Raw genomic sequence first — 13,980 nt, forward strand, 5'->3', positions numbered from 1 at the left:
CTGCTCACACAAGATTCGCAACTGTATATACACTTCTCGACCGACTTTATCTTTCAAGATTCGAAAACGACATTTCGGTGTCCAAATTAAATGATATTGACAATGCCAAATCACATGCGATGATTTCTTGAATCGACTCATAGTTTTTTCCTTATGTTGGCTATGGGGATAACTTCCACAAGGATTTTCTATGAGTCGATTTATTCAGGCAAAGCCTTTTAAGGCGATAACCACCTTCATAGAAGGTGGTTTTTAGTTAAAAATAAAAAATCACCCGCACCTTTCCAAGACGCGGGTGATTTTTTTATTCTTAGTTTAATCTACAATTCTTAGATGAGAAGTCGATTTTACTGAAACTTTTTTATCTGTTTTTGATTTTGGTTTATCAACTGCTTCAGTAAAGTTAGTTGGTTGATCAGTTTGTGGTTCATGATTTAATTCATCATAAAACGTTTCTGGCTCAAACATTACACCATCACCATTTTCTCGGGCATAAATGGCAAGTGCAGCTCCCATGGGGATATAAAGCTCTCGGGCTACGCCATTAAAGCGAGCATTAAATTGAATAAAATCATTAGTAAGTTGCAAATTTCCCGTAGCACTTGCCGAAAGATTCAGCACAATTTGTCCGTCTTTGACATATTCAGTAGGTACGTTCACCCCCCAATATGTGGCATCTACGACCAAATAGGGCGTAAAATCGTTATCAACCAACCAATCATAATAAGCCCGTAATAAATAAGGTCGTTTTGGAGAAGGCTTGTATTCCATTATTTATCATCCATCAAATTTTTAGGTGCGGCTTCGCCGACTGATTGTAAAAAGGAATCCCGACTAAATACGCGATCCATATAACCTTTCAAAGCTTTACTACCAGCACCGCTAAATTCCACGCCAAATTGTTTTAATTTCCATAATAATGGGGCGATATAGCAATCGACCAAACTGAACTCTTCACTCATAAAATAAGGCATTTGTTGGAAAATAGGCGAAATGGCTAGTAATTCTTCTTTTAATTGTCTTAATGCTTCCGCACGTTCTAATTCACTGCCTTTTTCCGCTTTCATTAAAGTTGGATACCAATCTTGCTCAATACGTAACATTAAAAGACGGGTTTTGCCTCTCGCAATAGGATAAACCGGCATAAGTGGAGGATGAGGGAAACGTTCGTCAAGATATTCCATAATAATACGTGAATTAAATAATACTAAGTCACGATCAACCAAGGTTGGCAAAGATCCATAAGGATTTAATTCCATTAAATCTTCTGATAATGCTTGTGGATTAACTTCTTCATTTTCATAAGCTACCCCCTTTTCCGCTAATACAATTTTCACTTGATGACAGTAAATATCATCTCTATTTGAGAAAAGAGTCATAACAGAACGTTTACTTGATGCATTAGACATTGATTCCTCCGAAGATTCAAAATTCTATTTATTTTTTATTAAAAAAGGTTGCATATTCTAGCATAAAGTCATGTTCTTTTGCTAAAGAAATCTGAGTTTTTCTTTAATTTCATAGAGTTACATGATTTTATAAATATAAAAAAAGCAGGGAATTCCCTGCTTCTTAAAACGAAAATAAAAAATTAACGTTTTGAGTATTGTGGACGACGACGTGCTTTGTGCAAGCCCACTTTTTTACGTTCAACGCGACGTGCGTCACGAGTAACGAAACCGGCCGCACGAAGTGCAGGACGGAGAGTTTCATCGTATTCAATTAATGCACGGGTGATACCATGACGGATTGCACCCGCTTGACCAGAAATACCGCCACCTTTAACTGTGATGTATAGGTCTAATTTATCAGTTAATTCAACCAATTCTAACGGTTGACGTACAATCATGCGTGAAGTTTCACGACCGAAATAAACGTCTAATTCACGTTGGTTGATAGTGATTTTACCACTGCCCGGTTTGATAAATACACGAGCTGAAGAGCTTTTGCGGCGACCTGTGCCGTAGTTTTGATTCTCTGCCATATCCTAAACCTCGTGATTAAATATCTAAAACTTGTGGTTGTTGTGCAGCATGTTGGTGTTCAGAACCTGCATACACTTTTAATTTGCGGAACATTGCACGACCTAATGGACCTTTCGGCAACATACCTTTAACCGCAATTTCAATCACCGCTTCAGGACGGCGAGCGATCATCTCTTTAAAAGTCGCTTGTTTAATACCACCTACATAGCCGGTGTGCCAGTAATAAAGCTTATCTGTTTCTTTACGACCGGTTACCGCCACTTTATCTGCATTGATAACGATGATGTAATCACCGGTATCTACGTGTGGAGTGTACTCTGCCTTGTGTTTACCACGAAGACGACGTGCTAATTCAGTAGCTAAACGACCTAAAGTCTTACCTGTCGCATCTACTACATACCAGTCGCGTTTTACCGTTTCTGGTTTTGCTACAAAAGTTTTCATTAATTAATTACCAAAAATTAAGTTTGATACCCAGTGTTCTAATGAACACAACCAGTAATCTGAATCATCACCCCTTCGAGTGTGATCTTGATAAAATAATGCACGGTGGGAATCCGTGCATTTACAGGGTCGGTGTATTATACATACTTTTCTATAAAATGCTAATTTTTTGTGTAAAAAATCTTCATTTTGATAGTTGTTTTATGAATATTAATATAATTAATGTTTTTAATGAATTTATTAAAATTGACTCATGCATTAAGTTGATTTATCGTGCCATTACACAATCATTTTGTAGGAAGAAATGTTATGAGCTATGCAAAAGAAATTAATAATTTGAACCAAAATATCGCTGACTTTAATAAAAAAATTAATGTATCCTTTGAATTTTTCCCACCTAAAAATGAAAAAATGGAAAATATGCTGTGGGAGTCAATTCATCGTTTAAAAGTGCTAAAGCCTAAATTTGTTTCTGTAACCTATGGTGCGAATTCAGGTGAACGGGATCGCACTCACGGCATTGTAAAGGCGATTAAACAAGAAACTGGGTTAGAAGCTGCGCCTCATTTGACCGGCATTGATGCCACTCCAGAAGAGTTGAAAAAAATCGCTCAAGATTATTGGGATAGTGGCATTCGCCGTATTGTTGCATTACGTGGAGACGAACCGAAAGGTTATGATAAAAAACCGTTCTATGCTTCCGATTTAGTGGCTCTACTCCGCTCTGTAGCAGATTTTGATATTTCCGTTGCTGCTTATCCGGAAGTCCATCCGGAAGCAAAATCAGCACAAGCCGATTTAATTAACTTAAAACGTAAAATTGACGCCGGCGCAAACCATATCATCACACAATTTTTCTTTGATATTGATAGCTATCTACGCTTCCGTGATCGTTGTGCCGCTATCGGTATAGATACGGAAATCGTACCGGGCATTCTACCTGTAACGAATTTTAAGCAACTTCAAAAAATGGCATCATTTACGAATGTGAAAATTCCAAATTGGCTTGCAAAAGCCTATGAGGGATTAGATGAAGATCCGACAACCCGCAATCTTGTTGCCGCAAGTGTCGCTATGGATATGGTGAAGATTCTATCCAGTGAGGGCGTGAATGATTTTCACTTTTACACGCTTAATCGTAGTGAATTAACTTATGCCATTTGTCATATGCTAGGTGTTCGCCCATCAGTCTAGAACTACAAAAGTGCGGTTAAAATTCACCGCACTTTTACCTTTAAATTCGTCTCACTTGCCAAAAAGTTTTTGTCCAATAAGGCGTATTCATTGAAGAATAAATGACACCGCCTTTCGTGGAAGCATGAAGAAATTTATCGTCTTTTACGTAAATTCCAACATGATAGCCATTTGGTCCTCGTCCTGTTTTAAAGAAAATTAAATCACCGGTTTGAATATCCTCTTTACGAATAAGCTTTCCATGCTTAGCCTGTTCTTTTGTCGTTCTAGGTAATGCAATATTAAAACGATCAAAAAAAGTTTTTTGGACAAATCCGGAACAATCTACCCCATGTCTGGATTTTCCACCCAACACATATGGTGTTCCAGCCCATTCATACTGTTGTTCGCTCAACAAAGTGATTGCCATAATAGGATCATCAATTTTACCTTTATAATTAATAGCGTAACTTTCCCTCCCCGAATCGCTTGAGGAGCAAGCAAACAACAGCATTGCTGTAGAAATGAAAAATAAGTATTTAATCAATTTCATTTTATATCTCAAAAGACAAAAGTGCGGCTAAAAATGACCGCACTTTTTTCTATTCAATTTATCGACTTATTTTTGTTTTTTCAACTCTCGCACGTAATTTTTGCCCCGGTTTGAATGCTACCACACGGCGTGCCGAAACCGGTACACTCTCCCCTGTTTTCGGATTACGTCCCGGACGAGAAGCTTTATCACGTAGTTCAAAATTACCGAATCCCGATAATTTCACATCACAGCCCGATTCAAGAGATAAGCGAATTTCTTCAAAAAAATCATCCACTAAGTTCTTAGCTTCTAATTTTTGCAACCGATATTTTTCAATTAAAAATTCGGTAATATCAATTTTTGTCAGCGTCATAAGTTTAGTCTCTTAATTCAGCGTTAAAACATTGTTTAACTTCATCTAACACAGCGGAAATTACAGCGTTGATCTCATCATCCTCCAAGGTTTTTTCATTGTCTTGAATGGTCAAGCTGATAGCAAGACTTTTTGTACCTGACGGTACGCCAATACCTTTATATACGTCAAATAAATTGACTTGAGTGAGTTTTTCCCCACCAGCTTGCTTACATGCATCAATGATATCACCAGCCGCAATCTCATCCGCTACCACAAGTGCCAAATCTCGGCGGTTAGCCGGGAATTTGGAAATCTTCCTTGCTTGTATGACATTCCGATTTGCAATTGCGTTCCATAAAATTTCGAATACAACTACTTTTCCATTTAACCCAAGTTTTTGAGAAACAGATGGGTGAAGCGTACCAATAAAACCAATTTCCTTATTATCTAATTCAATCGCCGCAGACTGTCCCGGGTGTAATGCATCAAAAGCTTTTGCAACAAAACGTATTTTATTTCCCACGCCGGTTAAAGAAAGCAGGCTTTCTAAATCACCTTTTAAATCAAAAAAATCTACCGATTCCGATTTATTATTCCAACTTTCGTTACTTGCCGTACCGCTAATAACCGCACTTAGTACGAATTCTTGGCGTACACCGAATTCGGCTTCCGCATCAGGAATAAAACGTAATCCTGTTTCAAACAAACGAACGCGATTTTGTTGACGGTTTTGGTTATATAACACGGCACCGAGTAAGCCACTTAATAATGAAATCCGCATTACCGACATTTCGCTAGAAATAGGATTTGGTAGCACTAAAGCCTCTTGATGAGGATGTAATAAATTCTGTACTTTTGGATCAACAAAACTATAAGTTATCGCTTCTTGATAATCTGAATCCACAAGTGCGGTCTTAATTCGATCCAAATCCAACATGGCTTCTTTATGATCACGCATACGTAAATGTGCCAGTGGTGCATTATTTGGAATACTGTTATAACCGTAAATACGCGCAACTTCTTCAATTAGATCTTCTTCAATGTCAATATCAAAACGCCAACTTGCGGAAGTGACTGTCCAAACATTATTTTCGTATTGAACATTAAAACCGAGACGATTAAAAATATCGGTCACAATTTCGGTTTCAATATGATGACCGAGTAACGCATCCAATTTCTCACGACGAAGCTGAATTTTTTTTATCTTCGGTAAAAATTCTTCATTTACCGCTTCATTAATTTCTCCGGCTTCACCACCACAGATTTCGAGTAATAATGCCGTTGCTCGTTCCATCGCATTCCGTGTTAATTCAAAATCAACACCACGCTCAAAACGGTGTGAAGCATCCGTATGTAACCCATACTGTCTTGCTCGACCTGCAATAGCCAGCGGAGCAAAAAAAGCAGCTTCCAGAATAACATCTCTCGTTTCGGAGGTTACTCCGCTTTCTTGTCCTCCAAAGATCCCTGCCATTGCAAGCGGACCGTTGGTATCTGCTATAAGTAAAGTATTTGAGTGTAATTTTGCCGTAGTCCCATCTAGTAAAACAAGTTCTTCATCATCTTTTGCTAAGCGTACCTGTACCGGTTGCACCACTTTTGATGCATCAAATGCATGCATCGGTTGACCTAATTCAAGTAAAATGTAATTCGTAATATCAACAATAGGATCAATGGAACGAATACCACAACGACGCAATTTTTCTTTCATCCAAATTGGGGTAGCTGCTTTTGCATTCACATTTTTCACGACTCGAAGTAAATAACGTGGACAGGCTTCCGATGCTACAAGTTCAATATCAATTTTATCTGAAATCGTTGCCGGCACTACGTCAAAGTGCGGTTGATTTACCGACTGTTTATTAACAACTCCAATTTCACGAGCAATCCCTGCAATACTTAAACAGTCTGCACGGTTCGGTGTTAAGCTGATTTCAATAGCTTTGTCATCTAAATTCAAATAGTTACGAAAATCTGTGCCAATCGGAGCATCTTGTGGTAACTCAATAATTCCTTCAGACTCAATATCAATACCCAATTCAGAAAATGAGCAAAGCATACCTTCTGACGGTTGACCGCGTAATTTCGTCTTCTTAATTTTAAAATTACCCGACAACACTGCACCTTCTGTCGCACAAGCAACTTTTAACCCTTGTCGACAATTTGGTGCGCCACACACGATATCTAATAAACTATCGCCACCAACATCCACTTTAGTTACACGTAATTTATCTGCATCAGGATGTTGCGCGCACTCAACGACTTCTCCAACAACGACTCCCGTAAAATCACCCGCCACATTTTCGATCCCATCTACTTCTAACCCAAGCATGCTGATTTGATCGCATAATTGTTCTGTAGAAACAGCCGGATTAACCCATTCTCTTGCCCACTGCTCACTAAATTTCATCATTCTTTACCTTTTAAAATTTGTTATATATAACCTCGTTTGAGGATGAATCCGAAAAATAATTTATTTGAATTGTTTTAAAAACCGTAAATCGTTTTCAAAGAATGAACGCAAATCTGTGACGTTGTAGCGTAACATCGTTAATCGCTCAACCCCCATTCCCACGGCAAAACCGGAATATTCATTCGGATCTATTCCTACATTACGTAATACATTCGGGTGAACCATTCCGCAGCCTAGTACTTCGAGCCATTTGCCATTTTTACCCATGACATCCACTTCTGCCGAAGGTTCAGTAAATGGAAAATAAGAAGGTCGGAAACGCACTTTTAAATCTTCTTCAAAAAAAGCACGTAAGAAATCATGTAGTAACCCTTTTAATTCGGTAAAGTTTACTTTTTTATCGACATAAAGTAATTCAACTTGATGGAACATTGGTGTGTGTGTTTGATCATAATCGTTACGATAAACACGACCTGGAGCCATAATGCGAATTGGTGGTTGCATTTTCTCCATAGTACGGATTTGCACCCCTGACGTTTGAGTACGTAGTAATAATTCAGGATTAAACCAGAATGTATCATGATCAGCGCGTGCCGGGTGGTGTTTTGGAATATTCAAGGCATCAAAATTATAATAATCACTTTCAATTTCGGGACCATTTTCCACCGAAAAGCCAAGTTCCGAGAAAAATTGGGTGATTCTATTAATTGTCATGGTAACTGGGTGTAATCCGCCCTTTTCTACCTTTTTACCCGGTAAAGTTACATCTATACGTTCTTTTTCGAGTTTAGCATTCAGCTCTGCTTGTTCCCATTCTGCTTTTTTAGTATTCAGAAACTCAAGCACTAGCTGTTTAACTTCATTAATTTTTGCCCCGACTGCCGGGCGCTCCTCTGCTGCGATATTTCTTAATTCTTGCATCAATTGTGTAAAATGACCTTTTTTACCAAAATATTCAACTCGAATCTCATCCAGTGCTACTAAACTATTATTCTCGATCGAATTAATCGCTGATTTTGCTTTGTCTGCAAGATCTTTCAGATGCTGCATAGTTTCCTCTGATTTACCTTTATCTAAAAAATTCCTTTAATAATAATACCAATGCATTAAAAAATCACGTTTTTATTTGCGTTAAGGTATCCTCTCCATTAGTGTTAAATAACAATTTCTGAAAATTAGGTGTTATCACCATGTTTTTAAACACAGGGTTAAAATTGCCACAATTCGGGCTGTTACGGTACCTGAATTTTTTTCTGATAAATTCTACGTAAATGATGAATGTACTTTTATAGTATTATTGGAAAGAATAGAAAGTATAAGCTGGGCGATTGTTGTTATTTAACTATCACTTTTAAGGAATGGGAACTGTCGAAAATTACACATAAAAAAATAGCATAACGAAAGTTATGCTATTTTTTAGAAAACTATTATTTTTTATAAAGTGGTGCAGGACCTTGTGTTCCACCGTTCATATGGTTTACTTCTTGATGTAATTTTTTTAAAGCTCCTGAAGAAGAGATTTCTACACGACGGTTAGGACGTAAACAATCCTTTTCTTCTTGACTTGCGTGGCGGAAACCTTCACAGGCTTTAACTTGTGGATTTTTACCATAACCGATAGCTGTAATCTGTGCTGTTATACCATCTTCAATTAAACGTGCTTTTACACGATTTGCACGACGTTGAGAAAGATCCATGTTATAAGCATCAGAACCTAAACGGTCAGTATAACCTGCAACTTTAATTTCCTTAGCATCAGCTGATTTTAATTGTGCCGCAACATTATCAACTACTTCTTTACCGCGTGGAGTCAATACATCTTTATCAAAGTCAAATAAGAAATCGCCACTTAGGGTATATGAAGCATTACCATTACATCCGTTTGGATACCAGAAAAAACTTTGCGCGTTATGGTTTTTGTCAAATAAGATTTTATATTGGCAGATTTTATGCACACCGTTCTCACGATAGTTAAATGCATAGTCCCATTCTTCCACACCGTATAAGCCTTCAGAGAAGTGCGGACGACCAATTAAATTGTACAATTGATCTTTGTTCATGCCACGTTCGATCATACGAACATTATCCCAGTTTGGCCATGAACCAAATTGGCTACCATCATGGTTGAAACCGGAGTTATCAATTTTTGGCCACACAAGTTGAGGTACTTGAACGCCATCAACATCTTTATATTCAGGCATACCTTCGGAAGTAACTTTACTTAAGTTACCACAAGCAGCAACCGTTGCGACGGCAGCAGCAGATAATAAAATACGAGATAATTTCATGTTTTTACCTTTTGACTGTTAAAGTGTCATCCTTGTAATCAAGAAACACACAACTAAACTTTACTAATTCTAAATGAGAAAACTATAAAAGCCTCAGAGGGTTATACTAATGGTAAAAGCCAACTTTGTAAATAATTAATATTAAACTATGAGTAAAGTATTCTACTTATAATCATTTTTGTGAAGTAATATAAATATAAAAGCTTAGTGAATAAAATCCTGAGAAGTCTTATTCATATAACGCTGAATAAGTACATTAACACTCTCTTCTACCTGTTGTCCCAATTTTTTTAAGAATGGCGTTTTAATCTTATAGCTCACACCAATAACTAATTTATCTTTCATCATATCAAGCAAAAGATCATCACTGGTAGAAATACCGTCTATCAATTGTAATTCCAAAGCTTGAATACCAAACCAATGTTCACCGGTAGCAACTTTATTAATATCTAAGTGCAGTCGATTTTGCTGAACAAATTGTTTAAATAATCCATGAGTTTCTTCTAATTCTTGTTGGAATTTTTGTTTTCCTTTTTCAGTATTTTCTCCTAGCATTGTTACAGTGCGCTTAAATTCTCCAGCAGTCATCACATCGACATCAACATCATGTTTTTTTAATAGGCGGTGAATATTCGGAATTTGAGCGACCACGCCAATTGAGCCAATAATAGCAAAAGGAGCAGCAATAATTTTATCCGCTACACAAGCCATCATATAACCGCCACTTGCCGCGACTTTATCAATCGCAATAGTTAATTTGATTCCTTTTTGTTTTAAACGCGCTAACTGCGAGGCCGCCAAACCGTATCCATGCACAACACCACCGGGACTTTCTAAACGTAATAATACTTCGTCATCAGATTTAGCTACATTCAGAATCGCAGATATTTCTTCACGAAGTGCGGTTGTTTGTGAGGCAGAAATATCACCCTTAAAATCTAAAACATAAACACACGATTTAGGTTTATCAAGTGGCTCACCTTTTTTCAATTTTGCCTTTAAATCTTTTGACTTTTGTTTTTCAGCTTTCTTTTCCGCTTTTTTTTGCTGTTTTAATTCTTCATCTGATAAATGAAAATCACGTAAATATTTGACTCTATCCTCAAAATCTTCGGATAAATTGGTAATTACCAGCGCCCCTTGTTCTGCCTCCTTATTTCGACGGGCAGAAATAATAAATGCAGCAATCGCTGCGATGACAAGTAAGATAGTTAAGATTTCTAAAATAAAAATACCGTAGCCGGTTAAAATATCTGACCACATAAAATACTCTCCTCTATTATGGTTCGGTTATTCTACTTGAGTATCACGTTAAGCTCTAACTTTTTATGGAAAATTTCGGGATTTAAGGTAAACTAGCCGGACTTTTTATTATTCTTATGACACCTAGGAGTTCGTATGTCTAAAATTGCATCTATTGCGGATGTATTACAAGGAAAAATCGCGATTGATGAAACTGTTACTGTGCGCGGCTGGGTTCGTACTCGTCGCGATTCGAAAGCGGGACTCTCATTCTTAACCGTATATGACGGTTCTTGTTTTGATCCCATCCAAACGATTATTAACAACGATATTGAAAATTATGAAAACGAAATCTTACGTCTCACAACCGGTTGTTCTGTGGTTGTGACAGGTAAAGTCGTTGAATCACCGGCTGAAGGTCAAGCTGTTGAGCTACAAGCGGAAAAAGTCGAAGTAGCCGGTTTCGTAGAAGATCCCGACTCCTACCCAATGGCAGCAAAACGTCATTCGATCGAGTACTTACGCGAAGTCGCACACTTACGACCGCGCACCAATATTATCGGTGCCGTAGCGCGTGTACGCCACTGTTTAGCCCAAGCCATTCATCGCTTCTTCCATGAACATGGTTTTTATTGGGTTGCCACTCCGCTTATTACCGCTTCAGATACGGAAGGCGCAGGCGAAATGTTCCGCGTTTCTACCTTGGATCTCAAAAATCTTCCGCGTGATGAAAAAGGTGCTGTCGATTTTAGCCAAGATTTCTTTGGCAAAGAGTCTTTTTTAACGGTTTCCGGTCAGTTAAACGGTGAAACCTATGCTTGTGCATTAAGCAAAATTTATACTTTCGGTCCAACTTTCCGTGCGGAAAACTCTAACACCACCCGCCATCTTGCGGAATTCTGGATGGTTGAACCGGAAGTTGCCTTTGCCACATTAGAGGATAACGCAAAATTAGCTGAAGACATGTTGAAATATGTTTTCCGTGCGGTATTGGCTGAACGTAAAGATGATTTAAAATTCTTTGAAAAACACGTCGATAAAGATGTGATTAGTCGTTTAGAAAACTTCGTAAAATCCGATTTCGCTCAGATTGATTACACCGATGCCATTGATGTGTTATTAAAATCCGGTAAAAAATTTGAATTCCCTGTTTCTTGGGGAATCGATCTTTCTTCTGAACATGAGCGCTATTTAGCAGAAGAATACTTCAAATCTCCGGTTGTCGTGAAAAACTATCCGAAAGATATCAAAGCCTTCTATATGCGTTTAAACGATGATGGTAAAACGGTTGCCGCAATGGATGTGTTAGCGCCGGGAATCGGTGAAATTATCGGGGGATCACAGCGTGAAGAACGTCTAGAAGTACTTGATCAACGCATGGAAGAAATGGGCTTAAATCCGAAAGATTATTATTGGTATCGAGATCTTCGTAAATACGGTACCGTACCTCACTCTGGCTTCGGACTTGGATTTGAACGCTTAATTGTGTATGTCACCGGGGTACAGAATATCCGTGATGTTATTCCATTCCCTCGTACCCCGCGTAATGCGAATTTTTAATCAAAAATAAAGATAAATTGACCGCACTTTTTTGTGCGGTCAAATTTTTATTATTTTAAGGAAAGTAAAATGAACAAAATTGAACAGCTTTTTGCCAATAATTTGAGCTGGGCACAAAGAATGAAAGAGGAAAATTCCACTTATTTTAAAGAGCTTGCTGATCACCAAACTCCTCATTATCTTTGGATTGGCTGCTCTGATAGCCGTGTTCCTGCAGAAAAACTGACAAATTTAGAACCAGGTGAATTATTTGTTCATCGGAATGTGGCAAATCAAGTTATTCATACGGATCTCAACTGTCTTTCAGTCGTACAATATGCCGTTGATGTACTAAAGATTGAGCATATTATCATTTGTGGACATACTAATTGCGGTGGTATTAAAGCCGCCATGACAGATCAAGATCTCGGTTTAATTAATAATTGGTTACTCCATATTCGTGATATTTGGTTTAAACATAGCCATTTACTAGGAAAACTTTCACCGGAAAAACGTGCCGATATGTTGACGAAAATTAATGTCAATGAGCAAGTTTATAATCTTGGTCGCTCTTCTATAATAAAAAGTGCCTGGGAACGTGGGCAAAAACTGTCTTTGCATGGCTGGGTATATGATGTAAATGATGGATTTTTAGTTGATCAAGGTATGATAGCAACAAGCCGTGAAAGCCTTGAAATTTCTTATCGTAACGCCATTGCCCGTTTACTTACCTTAGGTGAAGAAGATATCCTGAAAAAGGAACATATAGAATAAAAAAGTGCGGTTAAAATTCGGCATTATGTAGCAGTTGCACAAATCTGTTTTTGGGTTAGCTTGTAGGGATACACTGCGTGTGTCCGTTATAAAATCAAATCATTTCAATATGTTAAAATTCAGACACTCGCAGTGTGTCCCTACATCTCGTTGAAATTTCTATTTCTGTGCGTTTGCTACATAATGTCGTACATTTTAGCTTCCGAATAATCAAAAGTTATTTGATTTCACTCAAACTATTAAATAACCCATCATCCTGTTTCGGTATTTGTAAATAAAAACCCTGTGATTTAATTTTTTCCTCTACTTCATTTTTATCGGCATGATGAAGCGGCTTATTGCCAGATAAATTAAACATCATCACAATCTCCAGCGTCCCAAAATATTCTAATAAATTGCCGGGAACAACAGAAAAATCATCACGTTTTTGAATATAAAGGTAACTCCCCGGTTTTTTCTTACTTTTATAAATTGCGCATAGCATCTGATTTATCCATAAAGAAAATCCCCACGGGATAACATCTGTGGGGATCTCTTTAATTTATATAAACTATTTTGTTGCGTCTTTCACTGCATCCGCAGCTTCAGCCGCTTTTTCAGTTGCAGATTCTTTCATTGAAGACATTGCATCTTTTGCTGAATCCACTTTTTCTGCCGCTGCGTCTTTCACTTCAGATGCTTTGTTACTCATAGCATCTTTCACTTCAGCCATTTTTTCCATCGCAGAATCCTTAACTTCTGCAACTTTGGCTTTTGCGGCTTCTCCGGCTTCCTCAACTTTATTTACCGCAGCCTCTTTCATTTCAGTTGCTTTTTCCACAGCTTTATCTTTTGCATCAGCTGCTGCAGATTTTGCTGAATCTACGGCATTCATTGTTGCTTCTTTCACATCAGAAGCAGCTTGTTTTGCCGAATCTTTAACATCAGATGCCACACTTACTGCCGCATCTTTTACTTCAGCTGCCGCATTGGCTGTCGCCTCTTTTGCTGCTTCAACTTTTTGTGTTGTTTCTTGTTTATCAAAACAACCGGTGACGGCTAAACTTGCACCTAATACTAATGTAGCTAATACTGTTTTTTTCATTTTTACCTCCTAATTGAGTACATAAATTAGCAAAGCATACCTGCTTTGTGCGGGGTATAGTTTACGCAAAAATAAAATTGTCGAAAACAAAATTTACATTTCATAAAAATAAAATTGCTAGCTCCAAACTTAATCATCAACTATAACC

15 protein-coding genes are annotated in these 13,980 nt (G+C 37.8%); 3 read left to right on the forward strand and 12 right to left on the reverse strand.

The genetic code is table 11. The features are described 5' to 3' along the window. Positions 1-315: 315 nt before the first annotated feature. From BKK47_RS04280 to rplM, 4 genes are all read right to left on the reverse strand, one after another. Positions 316-771, reverse strand: coding sequence for a ClpXP protease specificity-enhancing factor (locus tag BKK47_RS04280; RefSeq protein ID WP_077493668.1), 456 nt, complete (start codon positions 769-771; stop codon positions 316-318). After that, on the reverse strand, positions 771-1,409 hold the full coding sequence (sspA, locus tag BKK47_RS04285; protein ID WP_077493669.1) for a stringent starvation protein SspA: 639 nt from the start codon (positions 1,407-1,409) through the stop codon (positions 771-773). The genes BKK47_RS04280 and sspA overlap by 1 nt, the downstream gene beginning before the upstream one ends. Positions 1,410-1,591: 182 nt before the next feature. Beyond that, complete coding sequence (gene rpsI / locus BKK47_RS04290) at positions 1,592-1,984, reverse strand: 30S ribosomal protein S9 (protein ID WP_017806615.1); 393 nt, start codon at positions 1,982-1,984, stop codon at positions 1,592-1,594. A gap of 16 nt (positions 1,985-2,000) precedes the next feature. Next, complete coding sequence (rplM, locus tag BKK47_RS04295) at positions 2,001-2,429, reverse strand: 50S ribosomal protein L13 (RefSeq protein ID WP_077416350.1); 429 nt, start codon at positions 2,427-2,429, stop codon at positions 2,001-2,003. A 309-nt stretch (positions 2,430-2,738) separates the two neighbouring features. On the opposite strand from rplM, the gene metF reads away from it, so the two are divergent. Continuing rightward, on the forward strand, positions 2,739-3,623 hold the full coding sequence (metF, locus tag BKK47_RS04300; RefSeq protein ID WP_077493670.1) for a methylenetetrahydrofolate reductase: 885 nt from the start codon (positions 2,739-2,741) through the stop codon (positions 3,621-3,623). A 40-nt stretch (positions 3,624-3,663) separates the two neighbouring features. Here the strand turns inward: metF and BKK47_RS04305 are convergent, their stop codons facing one another. From BKK47_RS04305 to sohB, 6 genes are all read right to left on the reverse strand, one after another. Beyond that, positions 3,664-4,155, reverse strand: a complete 492-nt coding sequence (locus BKK47_RS04305) for a C40 family peptidase (RefSeq protein WP_077493671.1) — start codon at positions 4,153-4,155, stop codon at positions 3,664-3,666. Positions 4,156-4,213: 58 nt separating this feature from the next. Further along, positions 4,214-4,510, reverse strand: coding sequence for an integration host factor subunit alpha (locus BKK47_RS04310; protein ID WP_077493672.1), 297 nt, complete (start codon positions 4,508-4,510; stop codon positions 4,214-4,216). Between the two features lie 4 nt (positions 4,511-4,514). Further along, positions 4,515-6,902 carry a phenylalanine--tRNA ligase subunit beta gene (gene pheT, locus BKK47_RS04315; protein ID WP_077493673.1) on the reverse strand — a complete coding sequence of 796 codons (2,388 nt, stop codon included), beginning with the start codon at positions 6,900-6,902 and terminating at the stop codon, positions 4,515-4,517. 63 nt (positions 6,903-6,965) lie between these two features. Next, a complete protein-coding gene (pheS, locus tag BKK47_RS04320) occupies positions 6,966-7,955 on the reverse strand; it encodes a phenylalanine--tRNA ligase subunit alpha (protein WP_077493674.1) in 990 nt (329 codons plus the stop codon). A 377-nt stretch (positions 7,956-8,332) separates the two neighbouring features. Next, positions 8,333-9,193, reverse strand: a complete 861-nt coding sequence (locus BKK47_RS04325) for an OmpA family protein (protein WP_077493675.1) — start codon at positions 9,191-9,193, stop codon at positions 8,333-8,335. A gap of 204 nt (positions 9,194-9,397) precedes the next feature. Further along, entirely contained in the window at positions 9,398-10,456 is a 1,059-nt protein-coding gene (sohB, locus tag BKK47_RS04330) for a protease SohB (protein WP_077493676.1), read from the reverse strand. Positions 10,457-10,591: 135 nt separating this feature from the next. On the opposite strand from sohB, the gene asnS reads away from it, so the two are divergent. Together asnS and can are read left to right on the forward strand one after the other, a co-directional pair. Then, a complete protein-coding gene (asnS, locus tag BKK47_RS04335; protein ID WP_077493677.1) occupies positions 10,592-11,995 on the forward strand; it encodes an asparagine--tRNA ligase in 1,404 nt (467 codons plus the stop codon). Between the two features lie 69 nt (positions 11,996-12,064). Continuing rightward, positions 12,065-12,748 (forward strand): carbonate dehydratase, encoded by a 684-nt coding sequence (gene can / locus BKK47_RS04340; protein WP_077493678.1) that lies wholly within the window; start codon positions 12,065-12,067, stop codon positions 12,746-12,748. A 217-nt stretch (positions 12,749-12,965) separates the two neighbouring features. Here can and BKK47_RS04345 read toward each other — a convergent pair whose 3' ends face one another. Continuing rightward, positions 12,966-13,232 (reverse strand): YcgL domain-containing protein, encoded by a 267-nt coding sequence (locus BKK47_RS04345; RefSeq protein ID WP_077493679.1) that lies wholly within the window; start codon positions 13,230-13,232, stop codon positions 12,966-12,968. Positions 13,233-13,298: 66 nt separating this feature from the next. Next, complete coding sequence (locus tag BKK47_RS04350; protein ID WP_077493680.1) at positions 13,299-13,832, reverse strand: histone; 534 nt, start codon at positions 13,830-13,832, stop codon at positions 13,299-13,301. Between the last annotated feature and the right edge of the window lie 148 nt (positions 13,833-13,980).

The organism is Rodentibacter mrazii, assembly GCF_001998825.1.
Taxonomy (GTDB): Bacteria; Pseudomonadota; Gammaproteobacteria; order Enterobacterales; family Pasteurellaceae; genus Rodentibacter; species Rodentibacter mrazii.